Raw genomic sequence first — 18,190 nt, 5'->3', positions numbered from 1 at the left:
CTATGCAAGGGGACACTGACCTGCGTACATTAACGATGCGGGTGGAGGCCATTCTCTACCTGAAGGCGCAGCCCCTGACCCTTGCTGAACTAGCAACCCTTGCCGCCACTGCTCCTGAGGCCGTTGAAATGGCACTGATTGAGCTACTCAACGACTATGCCCATCGCCAAACGGCCCTTGAAATTGTCCAAATTGACGATAGATACAGCCTGCAACTCAAGCCCGCCTTTCAAGAATTGGTTCAGTCCCTTATCCCCGTTGAATTGGGGGTTGCGGCACAGCGCACATTAGCCCTGATTGCTTTTCGTGGCCCCATTCGCCAACCAGAGGTGATTGAACTGCGGGGATCCAGTGCCTACCAACACATTCAAGAACTCCTCACCCTTGGGTTTATTCAGCGGCGGCGGGATAGCCAAAGTCGCTCCTACATCCTCCAAGTCACTGAGCGCTTTCACCAGTATTTTCAGGTGGATCAACTGCCAACTATTCAGGGGGAAAGGGCGGGCGATTGACATACTCACTGAGCAACTGGGAGGGCAAATCATCATTGGTCGCCAATTGCAGATTCAAAAGAGCCACTGCGAGCCTGTCTTGCTCTAGTTTGTTGCGTCCCAAGGCCTTGAGAATGCGCCGTAATTGAGCTGCAATTTCTGCCCCAAACATGGTGAGATTTTCATCGGGCAGTGCGGGCAGCCAATCAATTGCCCCATGTTCTACTGCCCATTGTCGCTGCATGGGGGAAATATGGTTGTCGTAGCGGTCAATAATGAAACTGCGCAGCTTGGGATAGGTTGCCTTGATCCAATTCAAAAGGTTACCAATATCCGGGGTTTCCAGTTGCGAATCAAGGAGCAACAGGTCAGGGTTGCGCTGCATCACGGTCACAAAATCACTAATAATGCGGCGGCTATTGATTTGCCCCGATTCAACGATAACTTCTAACCCCTGACTGCGCAGCAATTCTTGCCAAATTTGTACTTGAATGCCGGGGGGTTGAATGATGAGAATGGTGGGTTGAAGGGCAAGAGGGGCAGCCGGCGGGGTGGTGGAGACAGCCTCATCGGTACGAAATTCAAGGGTTGTTTTGCCGATAATAAAGCGATCGCCCGTTTTGAGGAGCGTCGGCACCTGAATCATTTGACCATTCAGCACACAGCCATTACGACTCCCCAAATCAATGAGATAATAATCATCATTATCCAGACGCTGAATCATGGCATGGCGACGGGAAGACCAGCGATCCGCCAAAACAATTGTGCAGTCTTTACCTCGACCAATCACCCATGAATTGCCTTGGGTAAGAGGGACGATATAGGTGCTGGCCTCGGTGGAGATGACCAATTGTGGATACTCTGGTAACAAGGTGATCCCTCTTCCAACTCCCTGTAGGAATAAATTCGGTCTCTCAGTCCTTTATTCAAAATGATAATCGGGACATTCAATGGCGGCTTCTGTTGCTGCCCAATCGGGATGTAGTGAACACTTGAGGCGATAGTCTCCTGAAAAGAAACGACAGCGAGAACAGGGAATTTGATGTAAGCGGCGGGCGATCGCCAGCCCCTCCTGTGTGAAGTGCCACACATTCCACGCCATGATTGCCAGCAGCAGCCAAGCAAAACAAAAACAAATTGGGACTAGTAATGGCTCTACGGTATGTAAAAAAGATGACAACCAAACAACCATAGGCTGCAACAGAAGAAGAAATGAGAATGATGTGGGCGACTGCTAGCCTTTAATTATTTCCTACGACAATTTTACCACTTGGCTATACAGGTATGAAGATTTCGTAGGATTTGGCAGTTCTTTGCAACAGTTCTTATCGTTATCTTAGCGTTACCGCCTTTTTCTAAAATATGGACTACATACAGTGCAAAATTCCCCCTGCCCTTGGCAGTTCCTCGGCATATACTAAATTTGAGTGGGGGAGTGCCCCTACAGCAATTACGGCGGAAACACGTATGGGGATTCAAGAGATTGTTGAACAAGCACTGCGCAATGGTTATCTCACACCAACGCAGGAGGCAGAAGTAGGACGCATTTGCGACAAAGCCACCGAACTCTCCGTGGAAGACTATATGGCGTTGGATCGCCTTATGGGTGCCCTATTGACGGGGCAAGTGGTGGCGGTTCCCCGCAAGCAATTTATCAACGTCATGGAAGAATTGGTGCTCACCGAGGCAATTACCCGCATTGCTGCCATTGAAGCGGAGCAAGAATGCGCCCTTGATTTGGGAGATATTGCCGCCTACGCCCTCAACCGCCTTCCCCCGCTCTACGCCACAACCGAAGAGGGTGCACAGTATCAACGCCAGCGGGCTGAAGAGGAACTCATGGATCTGATTCGCGCCCAAGTCCAAGAGGCCATTAACCGCAGCATGGCACGGCCACAATTTCATCCGGAGCGATCGGCCATTGGCAAAACCTCTGGTAAAGAGGTCTTTTCCCAAGTCAGTTCTTTGCTGCAGGCTTACGCCAATGACTATGAGCATCCCAAGGGAGAGTCGGCACAGTGAAAATTTGGCTGTACGATACCACTCTCCGCGATGGCGCCCAGCGGGAAGGTCTCTCCCTCTCCCTCGAGGATAAACTGCGGATTGCCCGTCAACTGGATCGCCTTGGCATTCCCTTTATTGAGGGGGGGTGGCCGGGTGCCAATCCCAAGGACGTACAGTTTTTTTGGCAGTTGCAGGAAACGCCCCTCCAACAGGCAGAAATCGTTGCTTTTTGTGCTACTCGTCGCCCCGGCCGCAAGGCCGCAGAAGAGCCAAGGTTTGAGCCGATCCTAGCAGCCGGTACCCGCTGGGTGACACTCTTTGGCAAATCTTGGGATCTGCATGTCACCGACGGCCTCAAGACCACCTTGGCCGAAAACTGCGCCATGATTGCCGATTCCATTCAGTTCTTGAAATCCCATGGGCGACGGGTGATCTACGATGCCGAGCATTGGTTTGACGGTTACTTTGCCAACCCCGACTATGCGCTACAAACTCTTGAAACCGCTTTAGCGGCGGGTGCCGATTGGTTAGTTCTCTGCGATACCAATGGCGGTTGTTTGCCCCATCAAATTCAGGCAGTGGTCGCCGAGGTGGTGGCGCATTTTGGTGCCTTGGACTGCTTGGGCATTCACACCCACAACGATGCTGGCACAGCCGTAGCCAATGCCCTTGCGGCGGTGCAAAGTGGTGTGCGGATGGTGCAGGGAACGATCAACGGCTATGGCGAACGCTGCGGCAATGCCAATCTGTGCACCCTGATTCCCAATCTGCAATTGAAACTCGGCTATGACTGTGTCACTCCGGAGCAGTTGGCGACACTGACGGAAGTCAGCCGCCATGTGAGTGAAATTGTCAACCTTGCCCCCGATGATCACGCGCCCTATGTGGGTCTGTCGGCCTTTGCCCACAAGGGGGGAATCCATGTCAGTGCCGTGCAGCGTAACCCCCGTACCTACGAACACATTGAGCCGCATTGGGTGGGCAATCAACGGCGCATTATTATTTCTGAGCAGGCGGGTATCAGCAATATTTTGGCGAAAACCAGTGAACTCGGCTTTGAGTTGGATCGGCAGCATCCCCTGAGTCGGACGATTTTGGAGCGGATTAAACACCTAGAAAGCGAAGGCTATCAATTTGAAGCGGCGGAAGCGAGCTTTGAACTGCTGATTCAGGAGGTTCTAGGGCAGCGCCAGCGACCCTTTACCCTCAAGGGCTTTGATGTTTTTTGCCGCACCGATTCACGCCAACTAGAGGCCACGATTCGCAGCCAGTCTCTGGCCACGGTCAAAGTTGAAGTCAATGGTGAGGAGATGCTCACGGCGGCAGAGGGCAATGGTCCTGTCTCAGCATTAGATCAGGCGCTGCGCAAGGCCTTGATGTCCTTCTATCCAGAGATTGCCGAGTTTCACCTGACGGACTACAAGGTGCGGATTTTAGATGGCCATGCCGGCACGGCAGCCAAAACACGGGTGCTGGTGGAATCCAGTAATGGGCGCGATCGCTGGGCAACAGTCGGTGTCTCTGCCAATATCATTGAAGCTTCCTACCAAGCAGTTGCCGAAGCCCTCGAATATGGCCTACAGCGCACTCGGCGATCGCAACCTTCCCCTTTGGTGGCCTCCTGAAGCCTCTTAGACCTTGGCAAAATCCGCTAAGATCAAAACTGCTGTTTAGGTTGCATCACTGCCAAGGAGCCGCGTGTGCTCAGCACCCTCAAAGCAGATTTCCAAATTATCTTTGAGCGGGATCCCGCTGCCCGCAATTGGTTAGAGGTTGTTTTTTGCTATCCCGGACTTCAGGCCATTGTTCTCCATCGGTTGAGCCACTGGCTTTGGCGGCGGGGTATTCCCTTTATCCCCCGCTTTATTTCTCACATTGCTCGCCTGCTGACGGGGATTGAAATTCACCCCGGCGCCACGATTGGCAAGGGCGTTTTCATTGATCACGGCATGGGGGTCGTCATTGGTGAGACCGCGATTGTGGGCAATTACTGTTTGATTTATCAGGGAGTGACCCTCGGCGGTACCGGTAAAGAAACGGGAAAGCGGCACCCTACCCTCGGTGAAAATGTGGTTGTCGGTGCTGGGGCAAAGGTGTTGGGCAACCTCACGATTGGGGACAATGTGCGCATTGGCGCGGGGTCTGTGGTGCTGCGGGATGTGCCCTCGGATTGTACCGTGGTGGGGATTCCCGGGCGAATTGTCTATCGTGCAGGTGCCAAAATTGCCCCCTTGGAACACGGTCAACTGCCAGACTCTGAGGCCGAAGCAATTCGCTATCTCTTGGATCGCATTGAACTCCTAGAGAAACAGGTGCAAACACTGCAACAGCAGGAAAAGGTGCCTGCTCTGGCGCAAGGACATTTGCAAGCTTCCCAAGGTCAAGCCTGCCGCCTGAGCGATCGCCCCATTGAAGAGTTTCTCAACGGCTCTGGTATTTAGAGCGATCGCGTGTAACACAGGCCACAACGCCCCCAGCGCTGTAATTCCTCAAGGGGAGTGGGGCACTGACAGCGGGGGCAGAGGGGATAGTCTCGCGATCGCTGGCGCACTTGGGCTTGCCATCGTTGAAAAGCCTCTTGGGGAGTGGCCGCAGGCGCCACACTGGGAAGATTCCCGACTTTCGGTAAGGCCTCATGGCTAGCGATCGCCGAGCGTTGGGGTTGCCAGTCCCGATTGGAAAAGCGAATATCACTGAGGGGAATACCAAGGGTCTGCTGAATTTTGACCATGACGGGCGATCGCGAGAACATCAGATGATGTGCCCAAGTACTACTGGCAACGGCCACATGCAAAACCCCTTGACTGGTGAGTTCCACAGGAACAGCGTGCTCAGCGACGACCGCCCCCACGAGCTGCGGCCACTGCTCCAAAAGACGCAAGAAGTGTTGCGGCTGTTGCCATTCAGGAGCCTGCTGCCATTGCTGAAGTACCGTGGCCAGTGGGACATAGGCCATTGTGGACTATTCCCGACTATTCGTGATCGTATTCCTCTTGCTTCTGCCGCTGCTCAAGGCGAATCGGTTGTTGTTCTTCCCAAGGATCGGCAGTGGGTTCCGATTCCGGCAGTTCTACGGGCATGGCTGGAGCTGGAGGTTTAACTTGACGCGAGCGGGGACGCTCTTCGTACTCATACTCCTCCTCATACTCCACATACTCGGGCTGGCGACGGCGCCGCCGGGGAGCGGTTTCCCAATCGGCTTCGTAATCACTGCGGCTGCGTTGGGGGGGATAGACAGGCGATCGCGCTCCGGAGGGCAATTGATTACTGCTCGGCGTAACGGGTTGATAGTACTCGTCCTCGTCGCTTTCCCAAGGGGGTGCCCCCAAGCCGACCCGTTCTAAGAGACCCACTGTTAATTGCCGCAGGCGGGTTTCTGCCCCTTCAAAGACAATAATGCGATCAGGGCCGGTGCTGACAATTTCCTCAATGGGCAACTCGTAGGTGCTAATCAGTTGCGCCGGAATCCAAGGCAAGCCAATGGAAGCCAAAATCAAATCCGTAATGTCGCCCGTTTCAGGATCAAACTTAAAGCCCCGTACCTTACCCAGCACTTCGCCGGTTTCGGTGACAATCTCACTATCAATCAGTGTGCTGTAGTTGTAGGTATTGAGAGCTTCGGTGACATCATCATCGTGCTCAACGAGAATGACATCGCCAATTTGGCGAATACTGTCGAGAAGAATGTAGCGTTGCTCCCCTGTAAAGAGGGTATTGCGTACCCCCAAGGCCACCACTTGCCGCTGGTCAATATCGACCCAAACTTGATTAATGACGCCTAACTTCCGACCAGTATCACGGGTAATTACCTGTGTACCGATCAAATCTGCCCGTTGCAGCAATTGCGCCGATATGGTCATGCCTTTGTGTATCCCAATGAATCTTAGTAATACTATAGCGGCGAATACCAATGGTACGCCAAAGGCGATCGCAGGAGTGATAAATTGCCCCGTGCAATCGGTGCTTCTAGGCTAGCGCATTTTTGCCACACTGCTCAGGTGCTCAAGCCGATTCCCCTAGGATGGACTGGGTCAGTGCCATCACAGGCTGCATTAACGGTGTTTCCTCTCCCGAGAGCACTTGATTGACCGCTTGGGGCAGGACTTGGTACGTCACTTGTGCCACCTTTTCATCCTTGAAGGCCTTAATGATCGTGCGGTACCACAGCAAGAAGCCATCCCGCAGGGCATCCAAATCGGCAAATAACATCGCCGCTGCCGCTAGGCGCAGCACATGCTTGCGATCGCGCCGACACACGGCGGAATAGTCGTGATTGCCCTTACGGAAAATATGGGGACTTTTGGCGCGCAGTTGCTGCTCCACCTGATCTAGGATTTTCTCTTCAGCATCGCGGATTTTTTCGTAGGCACTAATGCGCTGCTCCGCTGCTGCTAGATAATTTCTGAGAAATTCCAGTTCCTTGGCACTGGCATAGCGGCCATCGGCCTCAAGGCTGAGTTTTTCTAGTTGACGCAGCATCAGTCCCACCCCACAACAACTCTATTCTGACAAAATTGAACTGCCGAGGGCAAGGACAGGCTGCATCACCCGTTGTTCTTCGGGCGTGAGCAGTTGCTTCATCATATTCGGCAGGTACTTGCCATAGGTGGAGGAGGCAGTTGCTTCGTAGTTAAAGGATTTGACAATGGTGCGGTACCAAAGTAAGAAATTATCCCGCAGCAAGTCCAACTCCGCAAAAAGCATGGCCGAGGCACACAGACGAATGGTATCCACTAAATCACGACGGCAAATTTCTGAGCGATCGCCATTGATGAACTGGAAGCAGCGGGGATTTTCTGCCTTTTGCATGGATTGAATTTTATCCGCCATCATTTCCGCCTCAGTGCGGATTTTTTCGTAGGCACTGATGCGACTCTCCACCGAGGCCAGATAATCCCGCAGAAAGTTCAATTCCTCAGGACGGGCATAGCGACCATCGGCAACAACGGTTAAGTGATTCAACTGACGGAACATAGGGCAACCCTCGCTAGAAAATAAATGAACACACTCACCTGGAGCTTATCGTTTCACCAACTCCCCTTGGCGCAGGCGTTTTTCAATATCCCGTGCCGTGGCTCCTTCGTTTTGCCAGAAGGCAGCAGCATCAATGCGATCCTGTTTACCGACGAGAAACTTACAGTAGGTTTCCCCCATGGCATAGCACTGCAACTCGATACAACTCAGGGGCTTTTGAATCAATCCCGTAAAGAAGCCCGCAAACAGACCGGCATAGATGTAGCAGACGGGCTTACCCACATCCCCAAGGGTGCGCGCCACCACGGAGTCAAAGATATTGATGAACATAAAACCATTCTTTTGCTCCGTGAGATCCACTTCCCAGTTGCCCCAGCCTAGGGTTGTAAAGGGCCACCACCAAGCCTCAAGGATAAATGTCAAGGCGGCCTTGCGTAGTTCGCGCTGGTACTCTTGCTCAAAGTGTTGCTTAAAGACAACCGCATCGCGTTTGCCCCACTCTTCGCCAATTTTGTACATGACGAGGGCAGAAGCAGGGCCAACTTCCTCTTCGAGACCTTCCACTAGGCCAATGACAAAGTCTTCTGTCGCTAGAGCGATCCGCTGATCATACCAGTCGGTAATGCTGCCCCGTTGGCGATCAAATTGCAGATAGTCCCGCAGGCTATAGTGATTGGTGCGCGTCGGATGAGTTTGGTGTAACTGATGCTGATAGCCCTGAGCACGGGTCATAGCATTGGCACTCCCAGCAGGTCGAGACGGCGTGACAGAAACCATAGATCAGCGAATTGCCCCCTATTGTGCTTGAACGTTAGGTACTAAGCAGCCACACTTTTTAGGCTAAAAGATTTTTCAGGGTCGTGACGCCGTACTCCCACTAATTTTTTGTCTAACGACACATTTCTATAAGTTCTGTTTCACTGATGCAGGGGATGCCCAATTCTTGAGCGCGTCGCAGTTTACTCCCCGCTTTTTCGCCCACCACTAGATAATCCGTTTGCCGACTGACACTCTCACTCACTTGACCGCCATGTTGCTGGATCAGCGTTTTGGCTGCTTCACGGGTGAGGCTGGGTAGGGTGCCTGTAATCACAAAACGTTTGCCCGCAAGGGGTTGCCCAGTCGTTGGTGCAGTGGCGATCGCCGCCGCCAGTTGTAGCCCCAAGGCTTTGAGATCAGCAATGAGGGTTTGGTGCGCTGGGTCTTGGAACCACTCGTGAACCGCTTGGGCAATTTCCTCACCAATGCCATAGACCCCACACAGATCGGCGACGGTAGCAGCGGCCAGCTCCTCAACAGACTTGAATTGATCGGCAAGCACTTGGGCATTGACACTCCCCACATGGCGGATGCCTAGGCCATAGAGCACCCGTGGCCACGGTTGTTCTTTCGAGTCGGCGATCGCCTGCAACAATTTAGCAGCGGACTTTTGACCCATGCGCTCAAGGCGCAACAGTTGTGCTGCCGTCAGGCGATAGAGATCCGCTGGGGTGTGCACCAACTCCTTGGCCACCAATTGCTGTACTAGCTTTTCCCCTAACCCTTGAATATCCAAGGCATCCCGACTTGCCCAGTGGAGGATTTGGCCGCGCACGATCGCCGGACACCGCGGATTGACACAGCGACTCACCGCTTCATTGGCAGGGCGCACCACCGGCTGATGACATTCAGGACACACGGTGGGCATCGTAAAGGGTTGAGCCGTTGGCGATCGCAATTCGGGAAAGACCCGCACAATCTCTGGAATGATTTCGCCGGCTTTGTGGATCACCACCTTATCGCCAATGTGCAAATCCAATTCGGCAATGTAGTCTGCATTGTGCAGCGTTGCCCGTGATACCGTGGTACCCGCTAATTGCACTGGCACCAGTTCAGCGACTGGGGTGAGCGCACCCGTGCGTCCCACTTGAATGGTAATGGCCACCACATCAGTAATGGCCTGCTCGGGTTCGTACTTCCAAGCAACACAGCCGCGGGGAAACTTTTGCGTAAAGCCAAGAGCCTGTTGCAGCGTTAAATCATTGAGCTTGACCACAATGCCATCGGTCAGATAAGGCAGTTGGTGGCGGGCGGTTTGCCAGTGGTCGTAGTAGGCTTTCACCGCCTCTAGGTCAGGGCAGTCGGCATTGTGGGGATTGACCCGAAAGCCAAGGCGTTGCAGCGCATTGAGCACTTGCCGCTGCGATTGGGGTTCCCCTGCTTGCTTCTCATCCCAAGGAACGCTACCCCCTTCAGGTAAATGCAGCGCATAGGCAAAGAAGTCCAGTTGGCGTTGGGCAACAATGCGCGGATGCAGTTGACGGAGAGTACCGGCGGCGGCATTACGGGGATTAGCAAAGGGAGCTTCTCCTTGGGCTTGGCGTTCTTGGTTGAGTTGATGGAATCGCGCCAAAGGCAAAAAAGCTTCCCCACGAACTTCAACGATTGGTGGTGGGTTCTCGATGGCTAGCCGCAGGGGAATGGTGCGAATCGTGCGCACATTGCTGGTAATATCCTCACCGCGTTGGCCATCGCCCCGAGTTGCCCCCCGCACCAATAACCCGTTTTCATAGGTCAAAGCAAGGGCCACACCATCCATTTTGAGTTCGCAGACATATTCCGTCGGGGGAATTGGCTCCTCTTGCCGTAGGCTACGCCAATAGCGCTGCCAGCGTTCCTGCCACGCCACCATATCGGCAAAGGTAAAGGCATTTTCGAGGCTATAGAGGGGAATGCGATGGCTGACACTCTCAAATTGACTGACGGGAGCTTCGCCGACCCGCTGGGTAGGGCTGTCGGGGGTGATGTACTCAGGATGAGCCGCTTCGAGTTCCTGCAGTTCGCGATAGAGCTGGTCATAGACTTCATCTTCCATGATCGGCTGATCGAGGGCATAGTAGGCGTAGCTCGCACGCTGAAGCAGGTGCCGCAGTTGTTGAATCCGTTCGGCTGCTGTTGTCATCGGGGGTTCCTTCGAGACCATTTGCCCTAGGGATTTGGACTATTCTTGGGGCGTGGTTTGGCTACATGGGGCAGTCCCCAGCCCAGTTTTTGCCGCAGCACATGGAAGAATTCTGGCGCACGCAGGCGAATGAAGCGGGCACGGTAGGGGGCACGTTGCACAAAAACTTGATCCTCTGGCTGAATGTAGCAGCCCGCATTGCCATCCACCACCAGAATGAGATGCTTGAAGGGGTTCGCTGGATAAATCCACACCGGTTCGCTGTTGGCAAAGACAAGGGCACGGGAGGCTAAAGAGTGGGGACAAATGGGCACCAATTGTAAAGCCGCCACACCGGGGGTAATCACAGGGCCACCCGCCGAGAGGGCATAGGCCGTAGAACCGGTGGGGGTGGAGAGAATCAAGCCATCAGCAGCAATATCCACGCGGGCATGGGCACCCACATCCACTTCAAAGTGGCACATTCCCGTCAGGGGTTCTTTGTGGATCACCATTTCATTGAGGGAGAGGGCTTCCCAAATAACGGTTTGATCGCGCAGGACTTGAACCGTGAGCATCGTGCGATCTTCAATCGTGTAGTCGCCGCGCAGCACTTGATCAAGGGCAGGTTCTAAATCGGCGACATAGCCCTCGGTGAGAAAGCCCAAGTGGCCGGTGTTGATGGTGAGCAGCGGAATCTCACAGGGAGCCAACTGGCGAAAGGCAGAAAGCACAGTGCCATCGCCGCCAAGAACCACCGCAAAGGCCATGGAAGCATCAAAGCCGGGGGGCACCAGTTGATCAATGGGGGTATGGCAGACGGGACTATCGGGACGGGAATAGCCAAGAATGCCACCAATCCCCGTGGCCATGTGCACTTCCCAGCCCTGAAGCTCTAAGATTTGACGGACATGGGTAGCCAATTCGACCGCAAGGGGTTTGCCTTCGTTGTAGATGATCCCCGCCTTCACAGCAACTCCTAGGGGGTGGACTTAAAGGGACTGCGTTTTTTGCGTCCAGATTTTTTCTGTTTGGCTTTTTCGTAATCCAATTCTTTGAGTTTACGCAGAATTCGGGTGAAATAGTCCTGTAAATAGGCCTCAAGGGTCAGGGTTTCGCTGGGATCGAGGTCAAAGGTGCGATAGACTTCCTCCATCGGGGCATTGAAGACTTGACCACTGGCAATCACTTCCGTAAAGGCAAGGCGATCGCTAATGTTCCATGTCCACTGAAACCACTGGGTGGCCTGCCGTGCGGCTCGCAAAACCCCAATGGGCAAGCGGGTAATTTTTGCCTCCTGCCCTGAGAGATTTTCACATAGCTTAATAATTTCATCGGCTGTCCAAGCGCGGGTGCCCGCTAGATCAAAGGTTTTGCCATAGGTCGCTGGCCGATCAATGGCACGCACGGCAAATTTGGCCACGTCCTGAGTATCCATGTAGGCAATGGCGGTGGACTCTCCCAAAACCCAAATGGATTGATTTTCCAGAATCGGGATCGCGTATTGGCCAATCAAGCCCTGAAAGAAGCCACAGGGACGCAGGATCGTGTAGTTTAGCCCTGATTCGCGCAAGAAGTCTTCGGTACAGTGTTTGATTTGCATCAGGGGCACGTGGGGATAGTCCTGCGCTCCCATAATCGAGAAAAAGATCAGGTGCTCAATATCAGCAGCTTGGGCAGCCTGAATCAAGTTGACTTTGCCTTGCCAATCCACTGCTTCGATGGTTAGGGTATCGGTGGGGCGAGTGGCAGAGGCATCAATGACCACTGAGGCTTTGGCGTACTGCAATGCCTCAAAAATACTGTCAGCAGCACAGAGGTTTCCCTGAAGAATGGTGGCGCCCCATTCCCGCAGAAAGGTGGCTTTGGCTGGACTGCGGACAAAACAATAGACCTGATGTCCTTCATCTAAAGCGCGGCGCACAATTTGCCGCCCTAGGGTACCCGTACCGCCAACAATAAAAACGTTCATGAAAAACTCTAGTCATAAATCTTAACTTTTGTAATACTTTATCAGAATTCCCGACACGGGCGATCGCGCAGCGTGTCCTACGGACAATCGTGGGGATCATCCTGAGCAAACGCAGACGGATTAAGTGGCAAAGTCTTCACAGTGGAGCGTTTCCCAGGTTTTGCGCCCCGTCACGGGATTGGTGCCACTGGCAACTTTGCAGAGCTGGCGCTGGGCGTCTTCCCGCAGTTCCACATCGGTAAAGTCAGCACCGGTGATAATGGCATCGTCAAAGTTGGTATTAAAAGCAAAGGCACCTTCAAGGATGGCATTGGTGAGATTGGCCTTGGTCAGCCGTGCGGTGTCCAATGTGGCGTAGCGTAAATCGGCACCTTCAAGGTTAGCCGTTTCCATGTTGGCACCAAAGAAGCTTACCCCCTGAAGATTGGTGTGGCTGAGGTTACTGTGGAAGAGGTTGGCTTTTGTGAATTCCGACCCCCGCAGATCCCGCCCGGAAAAATCCATATTGATCAGGGCTTCTTTCGTGTAATCTTCGGCGATCGCCCCCGTAGGGGTGAGCAGAATCCACAGGATGGCCAATAGCAATGCTACACACCAGCGCCAGTAACGGCTAATGGTTGTCGTGACAGCTGAGGATGAGAGTAGCATAGGCAACACTAGAGTTAATGTGAAGTGTCTATTGTTCAGATTATCAGCATGGAGATTTCTGAGGCCGAGTGGGTACGCGATACCTTTATTGATGATGGCTATGCCGAAGGCTACTTTCTCATGGGGGAAGGCGATCACCTAGAGTGGTACACCAGCCGCCAGCGGGCATTGATTCCCCTCGATGAGCGGTTTCGCTATCCGAAGTCTTTGCAGCGGGTGCTCAATCAAAATCGCTTTCAAGTAGCGATTAACCGGGACTTTGCTGCTGTGGTTGAGGGGTGTGCCGATCGCCCGAGTACATGGATAACACCCCGTCTCAAGGAGGTGTACCATCTGCTTTACGCCACGGGTTGGGCAGTAAGTTTTGAAACGTGGCAGGGGAATGAACTGGCAGGGGGCATTCTCGGTATTGTGATTGGCGGCGCATTTATTGGTGAGTCCATGTTCTATCGCATCCCCGACGGCTCGAAAGTGGCGATGGTGAAACTGGTGGAGCATCTGCGGCGTCGCGGCTTTCTGCTGTTTGATGCCCAACTGCAAAATCCCCATCTTGAGCGCTTTGGGGCATATGTTGTCAGCGATCGCGAGTATCGGCAGTTATTGGCACAGGCAATTCGTCAACCCTGTCAATTTCTCTAATGCTCTCAGACCAGTGCCTGCGTCAATTATCTATCAGAAACAATTAATCTATTCTTAAACGAAACTTAGTCATAAATTAGTCATCAATACACACATTTTGTGAATGTTTTTGAGCAGAAAAGCTATACTGTGAGCCAAGATGCACTCCTTTCAGAAAAATGATGACTTTGCGCTGGCGAAACCGCCCTTTGTTGCTGATCCTTTCTGTGGTGGCCGGTTTGATGTTGACGCTGGCGCCGTCGCCGATTCAAGCCTATGTGCGCTTCCCTGATTTACCCGATACCTACATCAACGATCTAGTGAAGGTGTTAGAGGATCCCCAGCGGGAACAGGTTCGCTCCGAACTTCAAGCATTTCATCAACGCACGAATCAGCAAGTCCTGCTGGTAACGATTCCTTCCTACCGCGACTACAGCAACCAACACCCGAGTTTTGAAGCCTTTGCCACGGATTTATTTAACCATCGGGGCGTGGGTAGCCGTTGGCGCAATGATGGCGTGATGATGTTGGTTGCCCCTGGCGATCGCAAGGTGCGGATTGAATTGGGCAGTGCCTATGGCAGTGGTTGGAACCCACGCATGCAAACCGTGATTGATCGCTATATGCTGCCGGACTTTCGCCGGGGCCAGATGGCGCAGGGCATCATGAATGGGGTGCGTGCTCTGCTCAATGAACTGGGGACCAATCAGTTGACCACCTCCAGTAGCTCTGTCCCCTCAACTTACACCAGCACTGCCGGCGGGGACATTATTACGGGCATCTTTATCGTTGTTGGTCTGAGCATTCTTATTCCTTCCAGCATCATTTCTGCGATCGTCAAGTTTATTTTCAATTTCTTTTTTGGCAACTGGCCGCAGCCTCAGGATCGCTCTCGCCCCTCCTACGACGATGATGACGATCGCTACCACAGTTACTCCAGCTATGACGACAGTTACTCGAGCCGCAGTGATGATGAGGGTGGGCATTCCTCAGGTGGGGGGGCTTCGGGCAGTTGGTAACTGGATTCACCCCTACTAGAATTGAAGGCCAAAATGCTAAAATAGCGTCGTTCCGTAGCACATGAGACACGCTCTTGACGCAGGCGACGAATCTTCCGGGCATTGATTCCCCCCAAATTGATGAGTTTTTGCAGGAATTAGCGACAATCCAAGACTCTGGTCCGAAGCGGATTGCGCTCCTTGGCTCGCGTCACGTCCCGATTACGCATCAGCACCTCATTGAAATGATGAGCTATGCCCTCGTGCTGGCGGGTAACCGCTTGATGACCTCAGGTGCCGTTGGAACCAATGCAGCGGCAATTCGGGGAGCCATGCGGGCAGATCCCAATTTGCTAACGGTGATCTTACCCCAAAGTCTTGAGCGCCAGCCTCGCGAGTCCCGCCAACAGCTGGACAAGGTGATGCACTTGGTGGAGAAGCCCGAAAACGATCACCTGCCCCTCGCAGAAGCCAGTTCCCTCTGCAATCAGGAAATTATTTCCCGCTGCCAACAACTGATTTGTTTTGCTTTTCACGATAGCCACACACTGCTGCAAACCTGTGAACTGGCGGAAGAGCAGCATAAGGTGGTGACGCTCTTTTACTTTGATTAACCGCGGACGGTTTTCCCCACCTAGGGTCATTGAGTCCCTATGCCAGAATAGGAGCAGGATTCAAGGTTGATACGCCATGAGCGGCTTCTACAACTGGTATCGGAATGTGTTGCGGCATCCTAAATATCGCTGGTTGATCATTGCCGCCAGCTTGATCTATTTGCTCAGTCCTCTGGATATTTCACCCGATCTAGTGCCGATCATCGGTCAATTGGATGATGTCACGGTCATGGTGATCCTTGCCAGTGAGCTAACGCAATTGCTGGTGGAGCGGATTAAAAGCCGGCGATCGCCCAACATCACCACCACGGTAGATGTGGAAGCAGAGCAAGTTTAGGGATTAATCCCGCGATCGCAAGTCACTGCCAACAGAGCGCAGCAGCCAGCGGTTTTGCACATAACTCAGGCCACCGTTAATGAGTGCGGCGGCCATTAAGATGCCAATCGCGGGCATAAAGAGGGGTTCCCAGAGGCTGAACCAGAGATCAAAGCCAAGGGGTAGCGCCAAGGAGCGCCCCACAAGGGCGACCACAAACCAGCCAAAGCTAGCCAAGACAAAGAAGGTATCCGCCACCAAGAGCCAATTGATCACGTCCCGCAGCCGTGCCATAGCTATCCCCCCAATACCCACTGTTTGACGCGGGCAAGGCTCTCCCAATTGGGTTTGCGCTGCAGGCCGTCGGCAAAGTTATCGATGACCTCTTGGCGCAGCTCAGCGACAGCAGCAACAACGGTTTGCGCCAATTCGATGTGGGGACGAACCCCCTTTTGGCCTGTTTCTAGCATCGCTACCGCAAGGTTAATGCGGGCTTGGGGGTCTTCAGGATTTAGCTTGACCGCTTTTTGGGCAGCCTTCAGGGCAGATTGGGGCTTGTCATCGAGGAGATAGAGCCACGCTAAGCACGTCCAAGCGGCGCTACTTTTTTGAGCACGCTGGCAAATCTCTTTGAAGGTGGGAATCAGTTCCGCCGGCGGTGCCCCTTCTTTGTAGCGGGCGATCGCCGCCTCAAATTGACGTTCAACGTCACTCACCGGTTGAGATGTGGTCAAGGGCAGGACTCCTTAGGCAGAAAATGAGGTACCACAGCCACAGGTTTGGGTGGCATTGGGATTCGTAAACTTAAAGCCGCCACCAATGAGGGCGTTGCTGTAGTCGAGCACCAAGCCATAGATGTAGAGCATACTCTTGGGATCGGAGACCACTTTGAAGCCATCATAGTCAAAGACTTCATCATCGGGACGGATATTGGCGGGGTCTTCAAAGTCCATCGTGTAGGACATGCCGGAGCAACCACCTCCTTTGACGCCGACCCGCAAACATAGGTCTTTGCCGTGCTTATCGCGGAGTTCAAGCACGTGCTTGAGAGCAGCTTCGGTCATCATGATTCCCTTGGCGGGCTGTGTGGCCTGTGTCATCACCCACTCCTGAAAGACTCCAAACTTTATCGTAGCAAGTTCAGCGGTGGCTCACCATCTCGTGGGCACGCTTAAAGGCTTCGTCAAGGACCTCCGAGAGGGTGGGATGGGTGTGGACATTAAAGGCTAAGTGGCTCACGGTTTGGCGATCGCGAATGGCATTGGCGGCCTCTTGAATTAAATCCGAAGCATGGAGACCAAAGATATGCGCCCCCAGTAGCTCGCCGGTATCCGCACGGAAGATCACCTTGGCAAGGCCATCGGTTTCGGTTTCCGCCAGCGCTTTTGAGTTGCCCTTGAAATAGGTGCGTGCCACTTGGACTTCAAAACCTTCTTTTTCCGCCAATTCGCGGGCTTGGGGTTCCGTCAGGCCAACAAAACTGATTTCTGGATGGGTAAACGCCGCTGCAGGAATACTGCGATAATCCACTTGGCGTGGTCGGCCAACAATGGTTTCCACGACAGCAATTCCCTGCGCCGAAGCGGCATGGGCAAGCATCATTTTCCCCGTGGCGTCACCGATCGCCCACAGGTGGGGAACGGGTTTCCCTTTTTTCGTTACTGCCAAATACTCATTGACGGGGATAAAGCCACGCTTATCGGTGTTGACGCCCACACTCTCTAGGCCAATATCTTGAGTGGCGGGAATGCGACCGGTGGCCACAAGGCAGGCATCCACCTCTAGAACCTCCACCACTTCGTTGGTTTTGGCATCCGCCAATTCAATGACCACCGGACTACCGGGAATCACCCGCTTGGCTAAGGTACCGCTGTAGGTTTCAATGTCGCGAGGGGCAATCAAGACCCGCTGTGCCTGTTTGGCAATATCTGGATCAAAGGTGGGCATGAGTTGATCCAGTGCCTCAATCATGGTCACTTCGCAACCCAAGGCGGTGTAAATATCGGCAAACTCTAGGCCAATATAGCCACTGCCAATGATGGCTACCCACTGCGGCAACCAATCCAGCTTAATGGCATCATCACTGGTATAAACGGTCTTGCCATCCACTTCAATGCCGGGGGGAACCCAAGGCACTGACCCCGTGGCAATGATAATGTCCTTGGCGGTAACAATTTTTTCCCCTGTGGGGGTGCTGATGCTCACTTTTTGGGAACCCGCCACTTTCCCGCGGCCAATGAGCGTATCCACACCGAGACGCTTGAGGCTGTTTGTCAGATCACTGCGGATTTTTTGTACCAAATTGGCGGCATGGGCAGCCACACCCGCGCGATCCACATTCACCTGCCCCAGTTGAATCCCTAAGGCTTGCCAATGATTGGTTTGACGCAGTTCCCGTACCCGTCCGGCTGCTGCAAGGAGTGCCTTTGAGGGAATACAGCCGCGATTGACGCAGGTGCCCCCCATTTCTGCGGCTTCAACAATGGCCGTTTTCAGACCGACACTCACGGCATGCAGGGCAGCCCCATGTCCCCCCACACCCGCACCGATAATGACGAGATCGTAGTCAAAGCTCAAGGACGGTTCTCCCCAACAGCATTTTCCTAGCTTATCAAAGGCCGTCCCCCCTGAGAAC

Annotated in this window: 23 protein-coding genes; 8 read left to right on the top strand and 15 right to left on the bottom strand. The window is 53.5% G+C overall.

What is annotated here, in order from left to right:
• The first annotated feature begins 2 nt into the window (after nucleotides 1–2).
• Entirely contained in the window at nucleotides 3–512 is a 510-nt protein-coding gene (scpB, locus tag M0646_RS01840) for an SMC-Scp complex subunit ScpB (RefSeq protein ID WP_149817624.1), read from the top strand.
• Here scpB and M0646_RS01835 read toward each other — a convergent pair.
• Both M0646_RS01835 and M0646_RS01830 read right to left on the bottom strand, forming a co-directional pair.
• A complete protein-coding gene (locus M0646_RS01835; protein WP_286649806.1) occupies nucleotides 484–1,341 on the bottom strand; it encodes an FHA domain-containing protein in 858 nt (285 codons plus the stop codon). The genes scpB and M0646_RS01835 overlap by 29 nt on opposite strands.
• Nucleotides 1,342–1,413: 72 nt before the next feature.
• Nucleotides 1,414–1,593 carry a hypothetical protein gene (locus M0646_RS01830; protein WP_286626342.1) on the bottom strand — a complete coding sequence of 60 codons (180 nt, stop codon included), beginning with the start codon at nucleotides 1,591–1,593 and terminating at the stop codon, nucleotides 1,414–1,416.
• 365 nt (nucleotides 1,594–1,958) lie between these two features.
• On the opposite strand from M0646_RS01830, the gene M0646_RS01825 reads away from it, so the two are divergent.
• The 3 genes from M0646_RS01825 (at nucleotide 1,959) to cysE (ending at nucleotide 4,936) form a co-directional block, all read left to right on the top strand.
• Nucleotides 1,959–2,513, top strand: a complete 555-nt coding sequence (locus M0646_RS01825) for a late competence development ComFB family protein (RefSeq protein WP_149821588.1) — start codon at nucleotides 1,959–1,961, stop codon at nucleotides 2,511–2,513.
• The gene (cimA, locus tag M0646_RS01820; protein WP_286649805.1) at nucleotides 2,510–4,120 is read left to right on the top strand and encodes a citramalate synthase; all 1,611 of its coding nucleotides are present in this window, start codon (nucleotides 2,510–2,512) and stop codon (nucleotides 4,118–4,120) included. The genes M0646_RS01825 and cimA overlap by 4 nt, the downstream gene beginning before the upstream one ends.
• Before the next feature lie 75 nt (nucleotides 4,121–4,195).
• Nucleotides 4,196–4,936 carry a serine O-acetyltransferase gene (gene cysE / locus M0646_RS01815; protein WP_149817618.1) on the top strand — a complete coding sequence of 247 codons (741 nt, stop codon included), beginning with the start codon at nucleotides 4,196–4,198 and terminating at the stop codon, nucleotides 4,934–4,936.
• Here the strand turns inward: cysE and M0646_RS01810 are convergent.
• From M0646_RS01810 to M0646_RS01770, 9 genes are all read right to left on the bottom strand, one after another.
• A complete protein-coding gene (locus tag M0646_RS01810) occupies nucleotides 4,933–5,451 on the bottom strand; it encodes a DUF721 domain-containing protein (RefSeq protein WP_286626339.1) in 519 nt (172 codons plus the stop codon). The genes cysE and M0646_RS01810 overlap by 4 nt on opposite strands.
• A 16-nt stretch (nucleotides 5,452–5,467) precedes the next feature.
• Complete coding sequence (locus M0646_RS01805) at nucleotides 5,468–6,355, bottom strand: PRC-barrel domain-containing protein (protein ID WP_190278159.1); 888 nt, start codon at nucleotides 6,353–6,355, stop codon at nucleotides 5,468–5,470.
• Nucleotides 6,356–6,497: 142 nt separating this feature from the next.
• Nucleotides 6,498–6,974, bottom strand: a complete 477-nt coding sequence (locus tag M0646_RS01800; protein WP_286626336.1) for an allophycocyanin — start codon at nucleotides 6,972–6,974, stop codon at nucleotides 6,498–6,500.
• Nucleotides 6,975–6,995: 21 nt separating this feature from the next.
• The gene (locus M0646_RS01795; RefSeq protein ID WP_149817610.1) at nucleotides 6,996–7,469 is read right to left on the bottom strand and encodes an allophycocyanin; all 474 of its coding nucleotides are present in this window, start codon (nucleotides 7,467–7,469) and stop codon (nucleotides 6,996–6,998) included.
• A gap of 45 nt (nucleotides 7,470–7,514) precedes the next feature.
• A complete protein-coding gene (locus M0646_RS01790; RefSeq protein ID WP_149817608.1) occupies nucleotides 7,515–8,246 on the bottom strand; it encodes a V4R domain-containing protein in 732 nt (243 codons plus the stop codon).
• Between the two features lie 112 nt (nucleotides 8,247–8,358).
• Nucleotides 8,359–10,431 carry an NAD-dependent DNA ligase LigA gene (gene ligA, locus M0646_RS01785; RefSeq protein ID WP_315863171.1) on the bottom strand — a complete coding sequence of 691 codons (2,073 nt, stop codon included), beginning with the start codon at nucleotides 10,429–10,431 and terminating at the stop codon, nucleotides 8,359–8,361.
• 5 nt (nucleotides 10,432–10,436) lie between these two features.
• Complete coding sequence (locus M0646_RS01780) at nucleotides 10,437–11,360, bottom strand: NAD(+) kinase (protein ID WP_149817604.1); 924 nt, start codon at nucleotides 11,358–11,360, stop codon at nucleotides 10,437–10,439.
• A gap of 8 nt (nucleotides 11,361–11,368) precedes the next feature.
• On the bottom strand, nucleotides 11,369–12,361 hold the full coding sequence (locus M0646_RS01775) for an NAD(P)H-binding protein (RefSeq protein WP_286649803.1): 993 nt from the start codon (nucleotides 12,359–12,361) through the stop codon (nucleotides 11,369–11,371).
• Nucleotides 12,362–12,481: 120 nt separating this feature from the next.
• A complete protein-coding gene (locus M0646_RS01770; protein WP_286626330.1) occupies nucleotides 12,482–13,009 on the bottom strand; it encodes a pentapeptide repeat-containing protein in 528 nt (175 codons plus the stop codon).
• Between the two features lie 48 nt (nucleotides 13,010–13,057).
• On the opposite strand from M0646_RS01770, the gene aat reads away from it, so the two are divergent.
• From aat to M0646_RS01750, 4 genes are all read left to right on the top strand, one after another.
• A complete protein-coding gene (aat, locus tag M0646_RS01765; protein WP_315863015.1) occupies nucleotides 13,058–13,648 on the top strand; it encodes a leucyl/phenylalanyl-tRNA--protein transferase in 591 nt (196 codons plus the stop codon).
• 158 nt (nucleotides 13,649–13,806) lie between these two features.
• Complete coding sequence (locus M0646_RS01760) at nucleotides 13,807–14,646, top strand: YgcG family protein (protein ID WP_286626327.1); 840 nt, start codon at nucleotides 13,807–13,809, stop codon at nucleotides 14,644–14,646.
• 74 nt (nucleotides 14,647–14,720) lie between these two features.
• The gene (locus tag M0646_RS01755; RefSeq protein ID WP_024125793.1) at nucleotides 14,721–15,239 is read left to right on the top strand and encodes a hypothetical protein; all 519 of its coding nucleotides are present in this window, start codon (nucleotides 14,721–14,723) and stop codon (nucleotides 15,237–15,239) included.
• Between the two features lie 76 nt (nucleotides 15,240–15,315).
• Entirely contained in the window at nucleotides 15,316–15,576 is a 261-nt protein-coding gene (locus tag M0646_RS01750; protein ID WP_206201437.1) for a YkvA family protein, read from the top strand.
• A 3-nt stretch (nucleotides 15,577–15,579) separates the two neighbouring features.
• Here the strand turns inward: M0646_RS01750 and M0646_RS01745 are convergent, their stop codons facing one another.
• From M0646_RS01745 to lpdA, 4 genes are read right to left on the bottom strand one after another with little or no spacing between them, the layout of a single operon-like run.
• Complete coding sequence (locus M0646_RS01745; RefSeq protein ID WP_286626324.1) at nucleotides 15,580–15,849, bottom strand: hypothetical protein; 270 nt, start codon at nucleotides 15,847–15,849, stop codon at nucleotides 15,580–15,582.
• Nucleotides 15,850–15,851: 2 nt separating this feature from the next.
• The gene (locus tag M0646_RS01740; RefSeq protein ID WP_226971983.1) at nucleotides 15,852–16,289 is read right to left on the bottom strand and encodes a M48 family metallopeptidase; all 438 of its coding nucleotides are present in this window, start codon (nucleotides 16,287–16,289) and stop codon (nucleotides 15,852–15,854) included.
• Between the two features lie 12 nt (nucleotides 16,290–16,301).
• Nucleotides 16,302–16,655, bottom strand: coding sequence for an iron-sulfur cluster assembly accessory protein (locus M0646_RS01735; protein WP_206201439.1), 354 nt, complete (start codon nucleotides 16,653–16,655; stop codon nucleotides 16,302–16,304).
• Nucleotides 16,656–16,695: 40 nt separating this feature from the next.
• Nucleotides 16,696–18,132: a dihydrolipoyl dehydrogenase gene (lpdA, locus tag M0646_RS01730; RefSeq protein ID WP_286626320.1), complete on the bottom strand. Its 1,437-nt coding sequence runs from the start codon at nucleotides 18,130–18,132 to the stop codon at nucleotides 16,696–16,698.
• Nucleotides 18,133–18,190 lie beyond the last annotated feature (58 nt).

The organism is Thermosynechococcus sp. B3 (assembly GCF_030323045.1).
GTDB lineage: Bacteria > Cyanobacteriota > Cyanobacteriia > Thermosynechococcales > Thermosynechococcaceae > Thermosynechococcus.
The sequence above is the reverse complement of the archived record's forward strand: the minus strand, read 5'-3'. Positions and strand labels throughout refer to the sequence as shown.

What these genes read in the sequence shown, in the direction of transcription:
- M0646_RS01770 (WP_286626330.1), bottom strand. Translation starts at nt 13,009, where the DNA reads ATGCTACTCTCATCCTCAGCTGTCACGACAACCATTAGCCGTTACTGG.
- aat (WP_315863015.1), top strand. Translation starts at nt 13,058, where the DNA reads ATGGAGATTTCTGAGGCCGAGTGGGTACGCGATACCTTTATTGATGAT.
- M0646_RS01735 (WP_206201439.1), bottom strand. Translation starts at nt 16,655, where the DNA reads ATGACACAGGCCACACAGCCCGCCAAGGGAATCATGATGACCGAAGCT.
- M0646_RS01795 (WP_149817610.1), bottom strand. Translation starts at nt 7,469, where the DNA reads ATGTTCCGTCAGTTGAATCACTTAACCGTTGTTGCCGATGGTCGCTAT.
- M0646_RS01810 (WP_286626339.1), bottom strand. Translation starts at nt 5,451, where the DNA reads ATGGCCTATGTCCCACTGGCCACGGTACTTCAGCAATGGCAGCAGGCT.
- M0646_RS01830 (WP_286626342.1), bottom strand. Translation starts at nt 1,593, where the DNA reads ATGGCGTGGAATGTGTGGCACTTCACACAGGAGGGGCTGGCGATCGCC.
- M0646_RS01805 (WP_190278159.1), bottom strand. Translation starts at nt 6,355, where the DNA reads ATGACCATATCGGCGCAATTGCTGCAACGGGCAGATTTGATCGGTACA.
- M0646_RS01750 (WP_206201437.1), top strand. Translation starts at nt 15,316, where the DNA reads ATGAGCGGCTTCTACAACTGGTATCGGAATGTGTTGCGGCATCCTAAA.
- scpB (WP_149817624.1), top strand. Translation starts at nt 3, where the DNA reads ATGCAAGGGGACACTGACCTGCGTACATTAACGATGCGGGTGGAGGCC.
- M0646_RS01745 (WP_286626324.1), bottom strand. Translation starts at nt 15,849, where the DNA reads ATGGCACGGCTGCGGGACGTGATCAATTGGCTCTTGGTGGCGGATACC.
- ligA (WP_315863171.1), bottom strand. Translation starts at nt 10,431, where the DNA reads ATGGTCTCGAAGGAACCCCCGATGACAACAGCAGCCGAACGGATTCAA.
- M0646_RS01800 (WP_286626336.1), bottom strand. Translation starts at nt 6,974, where the DNA reads ATGCTGCGTCAACTAGAAAAACTCAGCCTTGAGGCCGATGGCCGCTAT.
- M0646_RS01790 (WP_149817608.1), bottom strand. Translation starts at nt 8,246, where the DNA reads ATGGTTTCTGTCACGCCGTCTCGACCTGCTGGGAGTGCCAATGCTATG.
- M0646_RS01775 (WP_286649803.1), bottom strand. Translation starts at nt 12,361, where the DNA reads ATGAACGTTTTTATTGTTGGCGGTACGGGTACCCTAGGGCGGCAAATT.
- M0646_RS01825 (WP_149821588.1), top strand. Translation starts at nt 1,959, where the DNA reads ATGGGGATTCAAGAGATTGTTGAACAAGCACTGCGCAATGGTTATCTC.
- M0646_RS01760 (WP_286626327.1), top strand. Translation starts at nt 13,807, where the DNA reads ATGATGACTTTGCGCTGGCGAAACCGCCCTTTGTTGCTGATCCTTTCT.